The organism is Bradyrhizobium sp. SZCCHNS1022, assembly GCF_032484835.1.
Taxonomy (GTDB): domain Bacteria; phylum Pseudomonadota; class Alphaproteobacteria; order Rhizobiales; family Xanthobacteraceae; genus Bradyrhizobium.
This window is the reverse complement of the sequence record NZ_JAUETT010000002.1, coordinates 1,183,337-1,202,033: the sequence shown is the minus strand read 5'-3', so window position 1 is coordinate 1,202,033 and position 18,697 is coordinate 1,183,337. Positions and strand designations below refer to the sequence as shown.

General features: G+C 64.1%; 13 protein-coding genes. 4 read left to right on the top strand and 9 right to left on the bottom strand.

The features are described 5' to 3' along the window. Nucleotides 1-187 precede the first annotated feature (187 nt). Both QX071_RS19110 and QX071_RS19105 read left to right on the top strand, forming a co-directional pair. Nucleotides 188-544: an SPW repeat protein gene (locus QX071_RS19110; RefSeq protein WP_409977502.1), complete on the top strand. Its 357-nt coding sequence runs from the start codon at nucleotides 188-190 to the stop codon at nucleotides 542-544. Nucleotides 545-1,314: 770 nt separating this feature from the next. Further along, nucleotides 1,315-4,659, top strand: coding sequence for a CHAT domain-containing protein (locus tag QX071_RS19105; protein ID WP_315704177.1), 3,345 nt, complete (start codon nucleotides 1,315-1,317; stop codon nucleotides 4,657-4,659). 877 nt (nucleotides 4,660-5,536) lie between these two features. Here the strand turns inward: QX071_RS19105 and QX071_RS19100 are convergent. Together QX071_RS19100 and QX071_RS19095 are read right to left on the bottom strand one after the other, a co-directional pair. After that, nucleotides 5,537-6,166 carry an HAD-IA family hydrolase gene (locus QX071_RS19100; protein WP_315704176.1) on the bottom strand — a complete coding sequence of 210 codons (630 nt, stop codon included), beginning with the start codon at nucleotides 6,164-6,166 and terminating at the stop codon, nucleotides 5,537-5,539. A 48-nt stretch (nucleotides 6,167-6,214) separates the two neighbouring features. Next, nucleotides 6,215-7,351 (bottom strand): alpha-hydroxy acid oxidase, encoded by a 1,137-nt coding sequence (locus QX071_RS19095; protein ID WP_315704175.1) that lies wholly within the window; start codon nucleotides 7,349-7,351, stop codon nucleotides 6,215-6,217. A 404-nt stretch (nucleotides 7,352-7,755) separates the two neighbouring features. Between QX071_RS19095 and QX071_RS19090 the strand changes: the two genes are divergently transcribed. Next, nucleotides 7,756-9,087 carry a S41 family peptidase gene (locus tag QX071_RS19090; protein WP_315704174.1) on the top strand — a complete coding sequence of 444 codons (1,332 nt, stop codon included), beginning with the start codon at nucleotides 7,756-7,758 and terminating at the stop codon, nucleotides 9,085-9,087. Nucleotides 9,088-9,332: 245 nt separating this feature from the next. Here the strand turns inward: QX071_RS19090 and QX071_RS19085 are convergent, their stop codons facing one another. From QX071_RS19085 to QX071_RS19065, 5 genes are all read right to left on the bottom strand, one after another. After that, nucleotides 9,333-12,059, bottom strand: a complete 2,727-nt coding sequence (locus QX071_RS19085) for an EAL domain-containing protein (protein WP_315704173.1) — start codon at nucleotides 12,057-12,059, stop codon at nucleotides 9,333-9,335. A 145-nt stretch (nucleotides 12,060-12,204) separates the two neighbouring features. Then, on the bottom strand, nucleotides 12,205-12,699 hold the full coding sequence (moaC, locus tag QX071_RS19080) for a cyclic pyranopterin monophosphate synthase MoaC (protein ID WP_315704172.1): 495 nt from the start codon (nucleotides 12,697-12,699) through the stop codon (nucleotides 12,205-12,207). A gap of 5 nt (nucleotides 12,700-12,704) precedes the next feature. Next, entirely contained in the window at nucleotides 12,705-13,523 is an 819-nt protein-coding gene (trpC, locus tag QX071_RS19075) for an indole-3-glycerol phosphate synthase TrpC (protein WP_315704171.1), read from the bottom strand. A 131-nt stretch (nucleotides 13,524-13,654) separates the two neighbouring features. Further along, nucleotides 13,655-14,668, bottom strand: a complete 1,014-nt coding sequence (gene trpD / locus QX071_RS19070) for an anthranilate phosphoribosyltransferase (RefSeq protein WP_315704170.1) — start codon at nucleotides 14,666-14,668, stop codon at nucleotides 13,655-13,657. A gap of 19 nt (nucleotides 14,669-14,687) precedes the next feature. After that, nucleotides 14,688-16,595: a peptidylprolyl isomerase gene (locus tag QX071_RS19065; RefSeq protein WP_315704169.1), complete on the bottom strand. Its 1,908-nt coding sequence runs from the start codon at nucleotides 16,593-16,595 to the stop codon at nucleotides 14,688-14,690. Between the two features lie 225 nt (nucleotides 16,596-16,820). Here QX071_RS19065 and tpiA point away from each other — a divergent pair, with 225 nt between their 5' ends. Then, nucleotides 16,821-17,576 (top strand): triose-phosphate isomerase, encoded by a 756-nt coding sequence (gene tpiA, locus QX071_RS19060; RefSeq protein WP_315704168.1) that lies wholly within the window; start codon nucleotides 16,821-16,823, stop codon nucleotides 17,574-17,576. Here the strand turns inward: tpiA and QX071_RS19055 are convergent. Together QX071_RS19055 and QX071_RS19050 are read right to left on the bottom strand one after the other, a co-directional pair. After that, entirely contained in the window at nucleotides 17,573-18,100 is a 528-nt protein-coding gene (locus QX071_RS19055; protein WP_315704167.1) for a GNAT family N-acetyltransferase, read from the bottom strand. The genes tpiA and QX071_RS19055 overlap by 4 nt on opposite strands. A 3-nt stretch (nucleotides 18,101-18,103) precedes the next feature. Beyond that, the gene (locus QX071_RS19050) at nucleotides 18,104-18,670 is read right to left on the bottom strand and encodes an XRE family transcriptional regulator (RefSeq protein WP_315704166.1); all 567 of its coding nucleotides are present in this window, start codon (nucleotides 18,668-18,670) and stop codon (nucleotides 18,104-18,106) included. Nucleotides 18,671-18,697 lie beyond the last annotated feature (27 nt).

Genomic DNA, 18,697 nt, shown 5'->3' with positions numbered 1-18,697 from the left:
GGTGCGCACCGGCACTGTGGCAGGCGTGCAGGCATCGTGCAGGCCTATTGTGTGCCCCTCGTAAGGGACGTCCCGTCCGTCCGGACACTGGAATTGGAGCCGTCCCGGCGGAATTGGGGAGTTGCAGCGGAACCGTAGGACTGTTGCTCAGTTAACACGCGTAGGTTGCTCCCTGATGGAGGCAATGATGGATAGATTGAACGCAAAGCTGTGCGACGTCGCCAACCTGATCCTTGGCGCAATCCTCCTGTTCTCACCCTGGATCTTCGGCTTTGAGGCCGGACACCTGTCCCAGAATGCAGTCATCTCCGGCATCGTGATCGCAGTCCTGGCGATTGCCGCCCTCGCCGCTTTTGCGGTCTGGGAAGAGTGGCTCAACCTCATCGTCGGCTTGTGGGTTCTGGTTTCCCCGTGGGTACTCGGATTCGAAGGGAACCGGACAGCCATGGCGGTCCATGTGGTCATCGGTGCGCTGGTGGCGATCCTCGCGGCGGTGGAAATCTGGATGACCCAGACGCCGTCGCGGATTACGACGAGCCGCTGAACGCGGTCGCAGGACCGCTCTCATCGTGACGTTGGCGCGGCCGCGAATGGCCGGATCAACGTCGGCGCAACGGACATTGCGGTGGCGACGGTACGTCGCCGGCGTGCAGCGTGCGCGCTGACCGTGTCACGTTTCATCAGCCGGCGCGTGAACGTTTGGCCAGGCGCCGGGCGGTATCGGCCGCCTTGTGTGCCGCGGGTCGCGTGCGGACATTCGTGAGACGATGTTTGACCGTTGGGAGGCGATCATGACTAACACTGTCAATGACGCTCTCACCGAGGCGCTTGACTCTCTCAAAACGGGTGGGTCGTCCGAAAATACAGCTTGGTCTGGAGCGGTCGGAGCGAAGCCCCCCGGATCGTGATCTGGAAGGCCGCCGATACGTCCGACGAAGAGCTCCGTCACTCCGTGGCGGAGTCGCTGGCCGGTTTGGCGGCCGAATCTCAGATCAGCGTGGAGCACGACTGATAGGCACGATGCCTGTGTGGATCCACGCACCTCTTACCTCGGTCTGGCACGCCACCTCCGCCGGTCCGCACCAGAGCTGCAGTAGGACCGATTGAATCCGCCGATGCAACACCGGCGCGCGCCCGAGCGCGCCTTGTAGATCGGCCACTGACAACCTGCCTGCCGTCGCGTTGACACCACTGGACCGGCGCACTACAACACACGCAAAATGCGAATGTATAATTCTTGGCAACTATTTACCTCGGGCAATTCCTTTAGCCTTTTGTTTTGAATAATTTCCACTCCAAAATTCCGAGCCGGCCATGCCCATCCGTCAGATTCCCCGCACGGACCTGCAATATTGCCTGATCATCTTCGATGAGAGCGGACGGGAGCGGCCTGAACCCGACGGCACGCTTCTGAGCGATGTGGTGTTGAAGCGCGTCAAGGACCCGGCCGCTCAGATCACCGACGTGTTCATGATGAGCCACGGCTGGATGGGCGATGTCCCCGCCGCGATCGATCAATACGACAAATGGCTTGGCGCGGTGGCTGCGCATCAAGCGGATCGCACCGCCGTTTTGGCGCAACGCCCGGGCTTTCAGCCGCTGATCATCGGCCTGCACTGGCCGAGTCTTCCGTTCGGGGACGAGACGATCCAGGGCGGCGCAGGCATGCTTCTGGGGGAGGGCGAGCCCGGCGCATCGATCGAGGCGCTGACCGAGTTCTACGCCACCCGCATCGCGGACACGCCAGCCGCGCGCGACGCGATCCGCTCGATCCTGCAAGCCTCCCGCGCCGACCTCGGCGCAACAACGCTGCCGCCAGCCCTCGGCGACGCCTATACGACTGTTTTCGCGGAGTCCGGACTGGTGACCGGCGACGCGAGCGCCGCTCCGGGCTCCGACCAGGTGGCCTTCGATCCTGCCGCCATCGTCGCCGAGGCGCACGCCGAGGCTGCGGAGCTCAACGCCGAAACGGCCGCGGGCCTGCTCGGCGTCGGAGAGAGCTTGCGCGATGCTCTGCTGGCGCCGCTCCGCGTGCTGTCGTTCTGGAAGATGAAGGACCGCGCACGCGCGTTTGGCGAAGGCGGCGCCCACGCATTCCTGGAGCAGCTGCAGCTCGCCGCACCGGCGGCGCGCGTCCACCTGATGGGGCATAGTTTCGGCTGTATCGTGGTCTCGGCGGCAGTCGCCGGACCGCCCGGTGCGGGTGCGCTGTCCCGTCCGGTTGACTCGCTGTTCCTGGTGCAGGGCGCGCTGTCGCTCTGGTCGTTCGCCGACGCCGTTCCTGCCGCGCAGAATGCGCCGGGTTATTTCCGCCGGATCATGCAGAACGATCTGGTGCGCGGCCCGATCGTGACGACGCGCTCAGAACATGACAGGGCGGTCGGATTCTTCTATCCGCTCGGCGCGCGGGCGCGGAACCAACTCGTGCTGGATATGGAATATCCGGCCTATGGCGGCCTCGGCACGTTCGGGATGAGAGGCACCAAGGCGGCCCTGACGACGGATCGGCCGGTCCAATCGCCAGCTTTCGCCTACAATTTCGAGGGGGGACGCGTCTACAATATCGAGGCGAGCCGGATCATCAAGAATGGTGGCGGTCTCTCCGGCGCGCATAGCGATATCGCGCATCTGGAGGTCGCGCATCTGTTCTGGGCGGCGGTGCTCGCTGGACAGACGGTGTCCTCGCAGACGCATGCGGGCGGAGGAGGGCTGCTCGGTCTCGAGCACGCGCAGGGCCAGCAGCAACAGCAGCAGCAACAACAGCAGCAAGAAGGGGGGTCTGAAGGCCGCTTCTGGCCAGGGCCGGCGGAGCAGGTGCAGGTGGCGGCACCCAGGCCGCTAGAGCCCGAGCATTTCACGCGCGGAGGAGGCATCTTCAAGAATTTCACGGCCAGTCCGGCCGAGATCAAGGGCATCCAAGACATCCTCGAATCCACAAGCGGCAGCTTCTCCATCGAGAACGACGTCGGCGCTCCCGCGACGACGGAGGAGGTCAAGGCCGCTCCTCCGGGCCAGCAGCGCTGGGTCAATGCCGGTTTCGAAGATCTCGACGCACCGCTGCAGCCCGGGCAATGGTACAGCTTCGCCTTCGACGTCGACATTGTACCGCGCGATGCGTCTGCGGTGCCGTTGGCCGAGCAGCAACTGTTTCCGGAAGGCACCAAGGAGGTGGTGCTCACCATCAAGCTCGACAGCCCGGACTTCGAGATCCCCGCCGATCAGCAGAGCAAGCGGCTCACGCTGCCGCGACAAGGGAAGTCCCGCAAGGCGCGGTTCGACATTTTGCCCCGGCATCTCGGCCCCTCGGCGCTGAAGGCGACGATTCACAAGGACGGCAACTTCGTCCAGCAGATCGACCTGACCATCAATGTCGGCCAGAGCGTATCGCCGCCGAAGATCAAGGATGCCCATGGCCGGCCCTATGCGTCCGCCAACGTGCTGAAGCCGCGCGACGTCGGGCTGTCGATCACCCCGACAGTCGGTGGCTACGAGTGCCTAGTCTGGAAACCGGTCGGAGGCCGCGCGCGGCTGCCGCTTTCGGCGGACTATCTCGCCAAGGCGATCGAGACGGCGCGGCAAGAGCTGATGAAGGTGGTGACCTACACGAACGCCGCTGGAACTCCGGTATTCCAGACCGGGATCGATATCCCCGCGGCCGATCGCGACGCGGCGCTGAAGATCATGGCACGTGCCGGCGCGGCGTTGTTCCAGAAGCTGTTCTACGGCCCGGGCGCTGGAGAAGACTCCAAAGTCGTCGGCAACTTCCTGCGCAGCCTGGTGAGCGATCGAAAACGGCAGCTGACGCTGCAGGTGATGGCCGATGCGACCTCGATCCCCTGGGGGCTGCTCTATGTGGGCGATGTTGCCACCGGCGCGCAACTCGACTGGGATAATTTCATCGGCATGCGCCACGTCATCGAGCAGATTCCGATGCAGGTCACGCCGCTCGTGTTCGATTGCCTGATTCCCAGCGATCAGCCGGAGCTCAGCGTCAGCATCAACATGAACGACGATATCGACAGGCAGATGCACGCCGATTTCGTCGCGCAGCAGCATCGGTTCTGGGACAGCGCAAGAACAGAGCGCGGCAGCGTGCGGGTGACACCGCGCACCACGAGCGCCGAACTCGTCCACGCGCTCGCGAACGAGAACACGGACGACCAGATCCTTTATTTCTACTGTCACGCCCAGTCGACTGGGCTCAATGACCCTGGCGGCCCCGACAGCTCTTGCCTCGTGCTCACCGATGATAAGCGGATCACGTTGGGTGATCTGAATCTCGACGCTCCCACGAGCAAGCTGCTTCGCGGCAAGCCGCTGGTGTTCATCAATGCCTGTGAATCCGCGGAGTTGTCGCCGGCGTTCTACGATGGCTTCGTGCCCTATTTCATGGCGAAGGGGGCACGCGGCGTCATTGGTACCGAGTGCAAAACGCCGGCGCTGTTTGCGACGGCCTGGGCAAAGCGCTTCTTCGAGCGCTTCCTCGACGGCGAGCCGCTCGGCGAAGTCTTCCTCGGGCTCAGGCAGGAGTTTCTCAAGCAGCACGGCAACCCGCTCGGCCTGCTCTATGCCGTGCATTGCGACGGCGATACCCAGATCGCGCCGGCGCTGCCGCGGTCAAGCTCCAGCCCGCCGCAGTCCGTCCCTGAAACGGCCTGATCCTTCACGGGCGAAGCGCCCTGCGAGTAGCCTTTGCGTCGGTCGGATCGGCTTAGGAATCGAGATCGAGGTTCCGATGAGCGCCCCTGGCGATGCGAAGCATCGTCCTGCTCGAGACGAGGAGCGCAGTTGTCCGAAGAATTGCGGGACATCTGAAACTGCGAGCTTGATCTGCGCCGAAACACGAATTTCGCCAGCGAATTCAACGCGACTCGGCCTGTCCAGTCCCGTTGCGAAAAAGATTTTGATTTCGCTTTTTCGGAAATTATGGTTGTCTGTCGATATCCCGCCTCACCACGGAGGGGCGTTGCGCGCGATCGTCACGACACGCGAGGCGGGGAGGCGGTGGCCGCAAAACATCGGAAGCATTCTCTGAGTGCGGACGAACGGTGTTTTTCGGACGTGAAGTCGCGTGGTCCTGATACCCCGACGCTGGTATCCCGCGCAAAGCGCGCGAGCGCTTTGTCGCGCACGGTGGCCAGAAAGCCCGGTGCACCGAGGAGAGCGCGTATAAGCGTTAAGACCATCGCGCAGGGAATGCCGGTGACCGGCTGTACCTGTGGTGACTGCCGCCTGCTTTCTTTGTTGCAGGCGGGCCATGGGTTGCGGCCAGCACCCGGCATTCCCTGCGCCCTTCGTTTCAGGAGGGACGAACTAACAGGCGGGACTCGGGCGCGAATGCGTTGCGAGAAGGATTTTGTACGTCTCGTTTGTATGGCTCGGTCGTCATGGCCCGCGAAGGCGGGCAATCCAGTACACCGCGGCTTCTCTGCTTGAACATGGGCATTTCTGGATACCGGATCGCCCGGTCAAGCCGGGCGAAGACAGCGGAGCGCGTGGGAGCGGGGAACCAACGAGCCGGCGAATGGGACCGAAGCTAAATCCCGAGCGCATCGAGCGCCGCGGCGACATCGTCGGACGAACGCACCTGCACCGCCTGCAGACCACGCGCCCGCGCACCTTCGACGTTCTCCGCGAGATCATCGAAGAACACGATGCGCCTGGCCGGCACGCCGATCGCCTGCACCACGTGGTCGAACGCTTCCGGATCGGGCTTGCGCAGGCCGATCGACGACGACAGGAAGATCTCGCGGAAATGGCTCAGCAGCTCGGCATAGCGCGGCGAGAAATGCTCCACATGCGGCCGGTTGGTGTTGGAGAACACATAGAGCGGCAGCTTCGCGGAGGCGCGCACGAGCAGCGGCGCGATGCCCGGTACCTCGCCGACGAAGATCGCGTTCCAGCCCTCCAGAAACTGCGCATCGGTGATGGAAATGCCGAGCAGGTCGCGCAGATTGGCGAAGAACGCGGCGTCGCTGACCTGCCCGCGCTCGTGATGATGATAGGTCTCGTCATGCACGAAGCGCGCAACGATCTGGTCCGGTGCGCAGCCGGCATGGCCCGCCCAGCAGGCCATCGCCTTGGCGAAATCGATATCGATCAGGACGCGGCCGAGATCGAACAGCAGCGCATCGGCGCCGTCTGGGGAGAGGTGGGGCAGGGGCATGATGGGCGCTATCGACCTCTCGATCGTTCCGTCGGCTCTGTGCGATCCCTAATAGCGATACGGCTCGATATCGACCAGCGGAAAGGCGCTCAACACGCTCGGAGGGTTGGCGGCGGTGGCCGGATGGAGATAGGAGCCGTCGAGCTCGGCAAAGGAGGTGACGCCGAGCAGGCCGAGGGTGCGGATCACCTCGTCTTCCAGAAGCTCCAGCATCCGTTCGATGCCGGCCTCGCCCGCGGCTGCCAGCGCCCAGCATTGCAGGCGCCCGATGCCGACCAGGTCGGCGCCGGAGGCGATCGCCTTGACGATGTCGCTGCCCCGGCAGAAGCCTCCATCGACGATGATTTTCGCGCGGCCCTTCACGGCCTGCACTACTTCCGGCAGCACATGCATGGCGCCGCGGCCGTGGTCGAGCTGCCGGCCGCCATGGTTGGAGACATAGATCCAGTCGACGCCGTGGTCGACCGCGATGGCGGCATCCTCGGCGGTCGCGATGCCCTTGATGATCAGCGGGATCCGGAACTTGTCCTTGATCAGCTTCACGGTGTGCCAGCTGAGCGCCTTCTGATGCTCGCCGCCGGTGGCGCGCAGCCGGCTCTCGCGGACGTAGCGTTTGGCGATGTCGCGTTCGCGCCGGCTATAATGGGCGGTGTCGACTGTCAGGCAGAATGCCGTGTAGTGGCTTGCGATCGCACGGCTGACATAGTCCTCCACGAAGGCATCGTCGCCGCGCACATAGAGTTGGAAGATGCGCAACGCATCCGGCGCCGCCTCGGCGACCTTCTCGAGCCCGGGCTCGGATACCGAACTGAGCATGTGCGCCGCGCCGAAGCGTCCGGCCCCGCGCGCCACGCTCGCCGCACCCTGGGGATCGAAGATCTCGAGCGCGCCGACCGGCGCCAGCACGACGGGCAGGCGGAGCCGGCGACCGAACACCTCGGCCGCCGCATCGACGCGCGAGACGTCACGCAGTACGCGCGGCCGGAACGCGATCTCGTCGAGGGCCATGCGATTTCGCCGCAACGTGGTCTCGGTCTCGGCGCCGCCGACGATATAGTCCCAGGCATTCTGGTTCAGTTGGGCCCTGGCCTTGCGAATGAACTCGTGCAGGTTCTGGAACGTCTCCTCGCTGGCGCCGAGCTCGATGTTCCTCCATCCGGTCCCGACCGGGCTCTGTTCATTCATGGCGTTCCCTCGACGATCGTTGTTCTTATTCACCGGCTATCCCGTCTCGCCCGCCGGCGCCATCCCCAATCGCAAAGCCCCGGGAACGGCCGAATCAGCCGCCCATTCCCGACAGGTCAGGCAGATGTGATTGCGGCGCGCAGCGGAATTCTTGATAATTGGAGTCGACTATGGAAGCTACCTTGAACATAGGCGGCGAATCTCCATCTCCGGGGTGCGGCCGTGGCCGATGCCATCTCGCCCCCCGGCATTTTGGGTCACGGGGATTTCGACGGCGCGGCACGGGCCTTGAAGAAACCAGAAATCTGTTGTGAGCTTTCGGTTTCGATCAGGCTGGCGCTCGGTTCTTGAGGGGCGTATCTCATTCATCGGGGCACCCAACGAGCTCGGGAAGCAGAAAGCACATGCGGAAGAATTGGTTGTTCCTGGCGGGTTCGCTGACTGGCGTCTGCCTTACTTTGCTCGTAACGGGCCCCGAGGGCGAGCATCTGATTGCACGCGCCAGGGCGGCCGCCGGTGTTGGCGACACCTATTCGCAGCTCAACCTGTTCGGCGCCGTCTTCGAGCGCGTCCGGGCCGACTATGTCGAGAGGCCAAGTGACGAGGCGCTGATCGAGGGGGCCATCAATGGCATGGTCACCTCGCTCGATCCGCATTCGCGCTACATGAACGACAAGGCTTGGCGCGAAATGCAGGAGACCACCTCCGGCGAGTTCGGAGGGCTCGGCATCGAGGTCACGATGGAGGACGGCCTGGTCAAGGTCGTCGCGCCGATCGACGACACACCCGCCGCCAAGGCCGGCATTCTTTCGGGTGACCTCATCGCCAAGATCGATGGCGAAGCCGTCCAGGGCCTGACCCTGGAGCAGGCGGTCGCGAAGATGAAGGGCGCAGCCGACACCAAGACCAAGCTCACTATCCTGCGCAAGGGCAAGGACGCGCCGTTCGACGTCGCGATCACCCGCGAGGTCATTCGCGTGCGTCCGGTGCGTTATCACACCGACGGCGGCGACATCGGCTATATCCGCATCACCTCGTTCAACGAGCAGACCACCGACGGCCTACGCAAGGCGATCGCCAGCATCTCCAAGGACATTCCGCAGGACAAGCTCGCCGGCTATGTGGTCGATCTCCGCAACAATCCCGGTGGACTGTTGGACCAGGCCGTGTCGGTGTCGAGCACCTTCCTGCCCCGGGGCGAGGTGGTTTCGACTCGCGGCCGCAATCCGGAGGAAACTCAGCGCTTCACTGCGCGGGGTGGCGATCTGGCCAAGGGCAAGCCGCTGGTCGTGTTGATCAATGGCGGCTCGGCGTCGGCTTCCGAGATCGTGGCGGGCGCGCTGCACGATCATCAGCGGGCCACCCTGATCGGGACGCGGTCGTTCGGCAAAGGCTCGGTGCAGACCATCATCCCGCTCGGTGCCGGCAATGGTGCGCTGGCGCTGACCACGGCGCGTTATTACACGCCGTCAGGCCGCTCGATCCAGGCGCAGGGCATCGCGCCGGACGTCGAGGTGAAACAGGACGTGCCTGATGACCTGAAGGATCGGGCCGACATTAAGGGCGAGGCCTCGATGCGCGGTCACCTGTCGGGTGACGGCAATGAGCAGACCGGGTCGCAGTCCTACGTGCCGCCGGACGAGAAGGACGACAAGGCGCTGCACGCAGCCTACAATCTGCTGCGCGGCGGCACCGTCAATGCCGATGTCCATGCCAAGAACGCGGTGCCGAATTAATAAACGGATGCTTCACGTTCATACCCCGACGGGGCGGCCTTGGAGGGCCGTCCCGTCGCGGTTCCAACCAACGTGTACGGCGTTGATAGTCAGGTTTGTGTCTGACTGTTTCGATCATCCATTGACTTTCGCACCGCCGCAAGCGGCTGGCGCCGAGATTTGAAAGACAAGGTTTGAATTGTTGCTGCGCAGTCGGTTCAAATTGTAGCGGTATTTAGGGATTGTTCCCGCTCAGGCCCGGAGCGTCACTCAGCGCTCGCGAACCGGCGCTGGGTCTGCGGTTGGGCCCGCAGCTGTGCGGGGTGATAGGAGGCAAACAGTTTGCGCAGTTCGACGGCGGTCTTGGCCGCACTGAACAAATAGCCCTGCATCTCCGAACAGCCGAGTGCACGCAGCGCCTGCCGTTGTGCATCGGTTTCGACTCCTTCCGCGGTCGTCGTCATCGCCCGAACGGCGGCGATGTTGACGACGGCCTGCACGATGCACGCCGATCCGTGAGAATCGCTCACGTCGCTGACGAAGCTGCGATCGATCTTGATCTTGTCGAACGGGAAACGCTGCAGATAGCTCAACGACGAATATCCAGTGCCGAAATCGTCGAGCGCGATCCGCACGCCGACGGCCCGGAGCTGATGCAGAATTGCCAGTGCCGCTTCGTCGTCGCGGATCAGCACGGCCTCGGTGATTTCGATCTCCAGCCGATGCGGCGGCAGCCCGGAAGTCGCGAGCGCATTGGCGATCTTCAGTGCGAGGGTGCCGCTCTTGAACTGCACGGGAGAGACGTTGACGGCGAGCCTGATGTCGTCGGGCCAGGTGGCAGCCTCGGTGCAGGCGACGTCGAGCACCCATTCGCCGAGCTGGTTGATCAGTCCGGTGTCCTCGGCGATCGGGATGAACTCGCCCGGCGAGATCGCCCCCCGATCCGGGTGTTTCCACCGCACCAGGGCTTCGCAGCCGGTAATCCGATCGTTCGCGAGGCTCAGGCAGGGCTGGTAATGGACCTCCAGCGCGCCGTCGGCAATCGCCTGGCGCAGATCCACCTCAAGCTGGTGGCGGGCCTTGACCTGCGCATCCATCTCGGGCTCGAAGAAGCGATAGGTGCGGCGGCCGGCGGCCTTCGCAGCATACATCGCGAGATCGGCATTCTTCAGGATCTCGTCGAGCTCGGTACCGTGCTCGGGCACGAGCGCCACGCCGATCGAGGCATCGGCCGTCAGCTGATGACCCAGGCAGTCGCGCGGCGCCCGGATGGCCTCCAGCACGGTCTCGACCAGCCGAACCACGTTCTCCGGCCCAGCGATTGCGGTCTGCACGATCGCAAACTCGTCACCGCCGAGGCGGGCGACGAGCCCGGCTTCGCCGACCGCTCGCTCGAGACTCGCCGCGACCGATTTCAGCAGTTCGTCGCCGATCAGGTGGCCAAGCGAGTCGTTGATGCCCTTGAATTCGTCGATGTCTATGTAGTGCAGCGCGAGTTGTTGTCCTGGTGCGAGCGTAGCCAACTCCTGCTTCAAACGTTCATGGAAGAGGGCGCGGTTCGGCAGGTCGGTCAATGCGTCGTAATGGGCGAGATGCGTAATCTGCCGCTCGGCGCGGCGCCGCTCGGTGATGTCCTCATGAGTCGAAAGCCAGCCACCGCCGGCGAGCTGCTCGTCGACGATCTGAATCGAGCGTGCGTCGGGTGTTTCGATGACCTTGATCTTTTTGCGTCCGATATCGCGCAGCACCGCGGTCGCGTATGCCGTTTCATCGCCGGCGAGCGAGCCGGCGGCCTTGCGGTGCGCGATCAGCTCGCGAAAGCTGCATCCGGGCTTCACGATGTCACGGGAGAGGCCGTACATGTCGATATAGCGCTGATTGCATATGACGAGACGCTCATTGGCATCGAACATCAGCAGCCCCTGCGTCATGTTGTTGACGGCCTTGTCAAGCCGCAGCTTCTCCAGGGTCAATCGCTGCTGCGAGGTCTGGTGGTCGCAAAGGAGCCTTCGCACCACGATGTAGAGCATGGCCGCGATCAGCAGGACCGATGTCGTGCCCACCGCGATCAGGAACCGCATTTGTTCGTGCCAATCGACGAGCGCCGAAGACACGGTCGTCGTGGCCGTCACGATCAACGGGTAGCTCGTTAAGCGATGCGCCGCGCCGATCCTGTGCACGCTATCGACGGGACTGTCAAAAATTGCCGTCGTATTGCCGTCACCAGCGAGGATCTGGCGGAAGATCGGCGTCTCGCGATAGTTCTGGCCGATCACACCATTGTGGCGGGGATAGCGTGCGAGCAGCGTGCCGTCGCGGTGCATCATCGAGATCGACCCTTCAGGGCCTAGTGCAACCGATGCAAAGAACCGCTCGATATTGATCGGCTCGAGGCCACGCGCGATGACGCCGAGAAATTCGCCTTTGGCTCCCGTCACCTTCATCGCGACGATGGTGGTAACGATACCGGTGATGCGGCTGACGGCAGGCTCGATCAGGATCTGCGGCGAGGTCGGATCGGTACGGAAGCGCGTGAAGTAGCTCCGGTCTGCAACGTTCACGGACGAGAGGGGCCAGGACGCGGTGGAATTGATCAGTTCCCCCTCGGCATCGAAGATGTTCAGGCTGCCGACGTAGGACAAAGCGCTGACCTTGGCCACGATCATCGCGTGAACTTCGGCGCTTCCCATCCGCTCGTTGAAGAGCGCGCGCGTGGTCAGCCGATTGTCGCGAACGTAGCCGGCGAGGTCGCGCTCGACAGCGACGAGGTCGTCGAGCTGCTGGTCGAAGTGGCGCGCGAGCAGAAGCACGGTGTTCTGCAGCTCGCGCCTCGCGCCGTTCAACGCACGTTGGCGGAAGCTGTCGGCCATGATGGTCGTGCCGATCGCGATGGCAACGATCAGCATCAACCCACCCGCAATGAGCCACAGGATCGGGCCGCTACGGCCTGTGGAAGCCCGTGCTCCTAGCGCTGAACTGATCTTCGTCGTCATCGGTCCTGAACGTCTCGCGCGGCGTCGCCTGGACAGATTGTCCCGGGACGCTCCCCCTTCACCCACCACGGTTCCAGTTCACCATGGATGTGAGGTTAGGAAGTTCGGTTAACCGATGCTTAATTTGATTGGATGCTCTTAGATCCTACGCGCGATAATGGCCGGACTTGCCGCCGATCTTCTCGACCAGATGGATGCCCTCGATCCGCACGCCGCGTTCGGCGGCTTTGATCATGTCGTAAATGGTGAGGCAGGCGACCGAGACGGCGGTCAGCGCTTCCATCTCGACTCCAGTCGGCCCGGTAACCTTGACGGTTGCCTGAACCTTGCAACCGGGCAGCTGCGCATCCGGAGTGATGTCGACCGTGACCTTCGACAGCATCAGCGGATGGCAGAGCGGGATCAGCTCCGAAGTTCGCTTGGCGGCCATGATGCCTGCAATGCGAGCAGTGCCGAGCACATCGCCCTTCTTGGCGTTGCCGGACACGATCAACTCCAAGGTCGCATGGCTCATGACGACACGGCCTTCAGCGACCGCGATTCGCTCGGTTGCCGGCTTCTCCGACACGTCCACCATGCGCGCTTCGCCGCGCTGGTCGATATGGGTCAGGGCAGGGCTCTTGGAGGGATCGTCTGCCATGGAGCCTAGCCCGCGGCGCTCGCCGCGTGGTCATCGCGCGCGAGCAGGGCACGAGTGGCTGCCGTCACATCGGCCTGCCGCATCAGACTTTCGCCCACGAGGAAGGTGCGGATGCCAACACGTTCGAGGCGAGCCAGATCGGCCGGCGTGAAGATCCCGCTCTCGCCGACCAGCAGGCGCTCCTTCGGCACCAGCGGCGCGAGCGCTTCGGATGTCGCAAGGCTGGTTTCGAAGGTCCGCAGATTGCGATTGTTGATGCCGATCATCGGCGACCGGAGCTTGAGCGCGCGATCGAGCTCCGCCTGATCGTGAATCTCGAGCAGCACGTCCATGCCGTAGGCAAGCGCGGTTGCCTCGATCTCGCGCGCCGCTTCGTCATCGAGCGCAGCCATGATGATCAGGATGCAGTCGGCGCCATGAGCGCGGGCTTCGACCACCTGATAGGGCTCGAACATGAAATCCTTGCGCAGGACGGGCAGCGATGTTGCCGCGCGCGCCGCCACCATGAAATCGAGGTGGCCTTGGAACGATGGTGCATCGGTCAGAACGGACAGGCAGGCGGCGCCGCCGGCCTCATAGGCCTTGGCGAGCGCTGGCGGATCGAAATCGGCGCGGATCAGCCCCTTCGACGGTGAGGCCTTCTTCACCTCAGCGATCAGAGCATAATCGCCGGCTGTGTGCTTCCTGCGGATGGCCTGAACGAAGCCGCGTGGCGGCGTAGCCGCACGGGCAAGGGAGTCGAGCTCAGACAGCGGATGCACACGCTTCGCCGCCGCAATCTCCTCGCGCTTATAGGCCTCGATCTTTTTCAGGATGTCGGACATCTCGCGCCACGCCTTACATTTCGAGCTTGATCCGGAAAAGCGGAAACCGGTCTTCCGAAAAGATCACGCTCAATCAAAGAGATGAGATCATGATGGGGTTCTTTCTAATCGCATCATGATCTGGTCTTAATCTAGCTATTGGACACGGCGATCAGCTGTTTCAGCCGCGCCGCTGCTGCGCCGCTGTCGAGCGACTCCTTGCCGATCGCAACGCCTTCCTTCAGCGTCTTAGCACGGCCGGCGACGACCAGCGCCGCTGCGGCATTCAAAAGAGCGACATCGCGATAGGGGCTCGGCATGCCGTCCAGTACGCTCTGCAACGCGACGGCATTGGCCGCCGCGTCGCCGCCCTTCAGGCCATCGCCGCCGCAACGATCGAGCTCGGCCTCTTCGGGCGAGACTTCGAAGGTGCGGATATTGCCATTCTCCAGCGCGGCGACAAAGGTCGGGCCGGTGAGGGTGATCTCGTCCAGGCCATCGGAACCGTGAACCACCCAGGCCGCTTCCGAGCCCAGATTTTTCAGGACCTGCGCCAGCGGTTCTACCCATTGCCGCGAAAACACGCCGACCATCTGCCGCTTGACGCCAGCCGGATTGGACAACGGGCCGAGCAGGTTGAAGATGGTGCGGGTAGCGAGCTCCACGCGGGTGGGGCCGACGTTCTTCATCGCCGGGTGATGCGCAGGGGCGAACATGAAGCCGATGCCGGCCTCGCGCACGCAGCGGCCGACCTCCTCGGGCTTCAGATCGATCTTGACCCCGAGCGAGGCCAACACATCGGCGGCGCCCGAACGAGAGGAGAGCGCGCGGTTGCCGTGCTTGGCCACCGGCAAGCCGGCGCCCGCGACGATGAAGGAGGCGCAGGTCGAGACGTTCACCGAGCCGGAGCCGTCACCGCCGGTGCCGACGATGTCGATCGCATTGGACGGCGCGTCGACGCGAAGCATCTTGGCGCGCATCACGCTGACCGCGCCGGTGATCTCGTCGACGGTCTCGCCGCGGACCCGCAGCGCCATCAGCAGCGCCCCCATCTGCGACGGCGTGGCTTCGCCGGACATCATGCTGTCGAAGGCGGCGGCCGCCTCCGCGCGGGACAGGGTCGCGCCGGTCGCAACCTTGCCAATGATCGACTTGAGATCGTTCATCGCGTGCCTTCAGACGGGGTTATTGGTTGTTGCCGCCGACCACCTGTGCAACGGCGGCCTCGTTGATCGTGGTGCCGATATCCTTCTCGAGCTTTGCGACGTAGGCCGTCGTCTGCTCCTCGTTCAAGGCCCGCTGCAACGTATCCTTCAGCTTCTTGACGTCGTTCGACGCCAGATCGATCGGAGGGACGGTGACATCGGTGACGCGAAACACGATCCACCGGCTGCCGCCATTGGCGTCGGTCTGTCCGGCGGTATCCTTGCCGGTCCGGAAAACTGCAGTGACCGCGCCGGCGGGCACGCCCGGCAGCGTGGCATCGCGCCTGAAATTGCTGGCGGTCTCGACCTTCACGCCGAGCGCGGTCGCCTCGTCGGCGAGCTTGCCGCCGTCATTGAGCTTCTTGACCAGCTCGGATGCTTTGGTTCGCAGCTTGGCCGCAACCTCGTCATCGTGCCAGCGCGCCTCGACCTGGCCCTTCACCTCGTCGAGCGTGCGGTCGCGGGGTGGGGTGATGCCGAGCACTTCGTACCAGACATAACCGCCGCGGAAGGAGATCGGCTCGTTGTCGATCCCGACATCGCTGTTGAAGGACTGGGCGACGACGTCGAGCCCGAGAGGAATGTTGGGAGCAGGCTGGCCGTTGGGCTGGCGCCCCGAGCGATCAACCGCGTCGATCGTCACAGGCGTGAGACCGAGCTTTTTCGCGGCCTCCGCCACGCTGGCGCCGCCGCCGCGCTCATCCTCCATCTTGTCGCGCAAGGTTGCGACTTGCGAACGGGCGCGTTCGGCCGCGATCTCTTTCTTGATCTCGCTCGCGAGGCTCTCGTAGCTCGGCTGCTCGCCGGGCTGGATGGCGCTGACCTTCACCAAGGCCACGTTGAATGCGCCCTTGATCGGCTCGCTGACCTCGCCGGTCGGCAGCGAGAAGGCGGCGTCGGCAATGGCAGGATCGAGAATGGCCGATTTCGCCACCAGGCCGAGGTCGAGATCCGCCGGGTTGAGATTGCGCTCCTTGGCGAGTTCGTCGAACGTCACTACGCCCGAGGCGATGCGGGCGCGCGCGGCCTGCGCCTCCTCCATGGTCGGGAAGGTCATCTGCTGGACCTCGCGCTTCTCAGGGGTGCCGAGCAGGCTGCGCCGCTGCTCGAACGCTTTTCGGGCGTCCTCGTCCGACACGTCAGTCCATTTGCCGATCTCCTCCGGCGTGTCCAGCACGAAGGAAATTTTGCGGTATTCGGGCGCGCGGAACTGCGCCTTGTGCTCGTCGAAATACGCCGCCAGCGCTTCGGGCGAGGGGGGATCGATGGTGCCGGCCTGCGTCTGATCGAGCTTGATGTATTCCATCGAGCGCTGCTCGTTCTGATAGCGGCTCAGGGCGTCGACCATCGTGTTCGGGGTCTCGAGCCCCGACGAGATCGTGCCCGCGATCTGGTGGCGCAGCGATACCCGGCGCTGGTCGGCAAGATAGCGCTGCTCGGTGAAGCCGGCATTGCGGATGATGGCCTGGAAGCGTTGCGGGTCGAAGGCACCGTTGGGGCCCTTGAAGGTCGGATCGGCGAAGATCACCCGCATGGTCTCGGCATCGGATTGGCCAAGGCCGAGCCGGCGTGCCTCCTCGTCCAGGGCAGCTTCAGCGAGGGTCTGCTGCAGCACGCTGCGGTCGAGGCCGAAGGCGCGCGCCTGGTCCATGGTCAGCGGCCGGCCGAACTGGCGGCCGATCTGCTGCAAGCGGTCGGTGTAGATCTGCCGGAACTCGTTAATGGAGATTTCGGTGTGTCCGACCGTCGCGACCGTCGATTGCCCGAAGCCGCGGAAGATATCGGCGATGCCCCAGATGCCGAAACTGACGATCAATACGCCCATGACCACCGCCATGATGGTCTTGCCGAGCCAGTTTGATGAGGCCTTGCGTAATCCTCGAAGCATGGGTCCAATCTGTCTGCAGGAAGGAAGCGACGGCTCTTAAAGGAGATTTCCGCAAAAGCCCGTCACCGAATTGAAAAGGCTTATAAAGAGGGCTGCACCCGGTCGCAACCTCGGCTCCGCGGTGGAATCAGGCGGACAGGGCGTCCTCTCTGGCGTTGATCGTTGCGCTCTGCTAGCGCATCCGGATCACCGCTCCAAGTCACAAACGCCCGCTGGAATCTTGCCATGACCGACCGCATCCGGCCGCTGATCGCCGGCAACTGGAAAATGAACGGCCTGAAGGCCTCGATCGCCGAATTCGATGCCATGCTGGCCGGGGCCCCCGACGTCGCTGCGAAGGCCGATCTCCTGGTCTGCCCGCCGGCGACCCTCTTGGCGGGCTTCGCGGACAAGGCACGTGGGACGAAGGCCTTCTCGGTCGGCGCGCAGGATTGCCATCCGGCGGTCTCCGGCGCCCACACCGGCGACATTTCCGCGGAGATGCTGGCTGATGCGGGGGCCGCGGCCATCATCGTCGGCCATTCCGAGCGTCGGGCCGATCATGCCGAGAGCGACGACGTCGTCCACCGGAAAGTCGAGGCGGTCTGGCGGGCGGGTCTGACCGCTATCGCCTGCATCGGCGAGACCCTGCACCAGCGAGACGCTGGCGAGACGCTGGATATCCTGCGCGGGCAGCTCAACCTGTCCCTGCCGGACGGCTCCCGCGCCGACAATATGGTCGTCGCTTACGAGCCGGTCTGGGCGATCGGCACCGGGCTGACACCGACTGCGGCCGATGTCGAACAGATTCATGGGTTTATCCGGCGATTGCTGACCGAACGCTTCAAGGCCGAGGGGGCGCGGATGCGAATCCTGTATGGCGGGTCGGTGAAGCCTTCGAATGCCGCCGAGCTGCTCGCGGTCGCCAATGTCAACGGTGCGCTGATCGGCGGAGCCAGCCTGAAGGCGGTCGACTTCCTGGCAATCGCGAAGGCCTGCTAAACCGCTGTGGCGATCTTTTTCCAGTAGATCTTGGTGCCGGTCAGGCCGCCATGCGGCTTGAAGGCGTAATCCGGAATGACGCCGCTGAGCTGAAAGCCGAGCCCCTCATAAAGCTGCGAAGCGCCGCCATCGACAGCGGTATCGAGCACCAGCAAGGTTCGGCCGTACGCGCAGGCCAATTGTTCGGCTGCGCGTAGCAGGGCCGTTGCGATCCCGCGATTGCGGTGGCTGAGCCGCGTCATCATCTTGGCGATTTCAGCACGGTGCGGCTGGTTCGGAGGCAGGTCGAGCTGCAACGTTACCGTGCCAACCAGGTCCTCTCGATCGAAGGCGCCGAGGATGATTCGTTCGCCGCGAGTGGCCGCGGCGAGTGACTTCCGCCAGAATTCCTCCGCGATCTGGACCGGGAGCGGATGCAGGAAGCTCACCGAGCCGCCGCTTGCGACGGTTTCGACCAGGAGTTCGCCCAACGCCGCCCGGATCTCGGGCGTATCCGACAACGGCTCGATTTTGATCCGCAACATAGCTCAGCTCCGCGCGAGCGCGACGACGTAGACGCAGGGGGCATCGGTCTCGTTGGCGAACACCGTCTCGGCGGGCTGGCCGAAGCCGAGACAGTCGCCCGGGCCGAGTTCATGTCGCTCGCCGCCCTCGGTGATCACGAGGTTGCCGCGCTGCACCCAGAGCAGCTGGCGGATGTGGGCATAAGACGAGGCCGGGAGAGTCACGCTCTGCCCCGCAGGCATCTCGACCTCCACCAGTTCGACCGGATGGTCAGGGCGGCTGAAGACCTGCTTGCGGACGTAGCCACTTTCAGGATCCTGCCAGACCGGCTGCTCGCTCGCCCTGGAGACGCGCTCGCCATGTTGCTCAGCGCGGAGCATCAGGCCGGCCAAGGTCAGGTCGAAGGCGCTGGCGAGCCGGACCAACACGGTCGCGGTGGGGCTGACCTCGGCGCGTTCGATCTTGCTGATGGTGGCCTTGGAGACACCAGAGCGCTCGGCGAGCTCGGCCAGGGACCAGCCGCGGGTGTCACGTTCGAGCTGGAGCCGGCGGGCGAGACGCCGGCTGAGATCGTCTATAATATGATCCATTTGTCTATTCTAATAGACGACGGTAAG

Coding starts and splice junctions, on each gene's coding strand:
- QX071_RS19090 (WP_315704174.1), top strand. CDS start 7,756: ATGCGGAAGAATTGGTTGTTCCTGGCGGGTTCGCTGACTGGCGTCTGC.
- QX071_RS19095 (WP_315704175.1), bottom strand. CDS start 7,351: ATGAATGAACAGAGCCCGGTCGGGACCGGATGGAGGAACATCGAGCTC.
- moaC (WP_315704172.1), bottom strand. CDS start 12,699: ATGGCAGACGATCCCTCCAAGAGCCCTGCCCTGACCCATATCGACCAG.
- trpC (WP_315704171.1), bottom strand. CDS start 13,523: ATGTCCGACATCCTGAAAAAGATCGAGGCCTATAAGCGCGAGGAGATT.
- QX071_RS19050 (WP_315704166.1), bottom strand. CDS start 18,670: ATGGATCATATTATAGACGATCTCAGCCGGCGTCTCGCCCGCCGGCTC.
- QX071_RS19105 (WP_315704177.1), top strand. CDS start 1,315: ATGCCCATCCGTCAGATTCCCCGCACGGACCTGCAATATTGCCTGATC.
- tpiA (WP_315704168.1), top strand. CDS start 16,821: ATGACCGACCGCATCCGGCCGCTGATCGCCGGCAACTGGAAAATGAAC.
- QX071_RS19065 (WP_315704169.1), bottom strand. CDS start 16,595: ATGCTTCGAGGATTACGCAAGGCCTCATCAAACTGGCTCGGCAAGACC.
- QX071_RS19100 (WP_315704176.1), bottom strand. CDS start 6,166: ATGCCCCTGCCCCACCTCTCCCCAGACGGCGCCGATGCGCTGCTGTTC.
- QX071_RS19110 (WP_409977502.1), top strand. CDS start 188: ATGGATAGATTGAACGCAAAGCTGTGCGACGTCGCCAACCTGATCCTT.
- trpD (WP_315704170.1), bottom strand. CDS start 14,668: ATGAACGATCTCAAGTCGATCATTGGCAAGGTTGCGACCGGCGCGACC.
- QX071_RS19055 (WP_315704167.1), bottom strand. CDS start 18,100: ATGTTGCGGATCAAAATCGAGCCGTTGTCGGATACGCCCGAGATCCGG.
- QX071_RS19085 (WP_315704173.1), bottom strand. CDS start 12,059: ATGACGACGAAGATCAGTTCAGCGCTAGGAGCACGGGCTTCCACAGGC.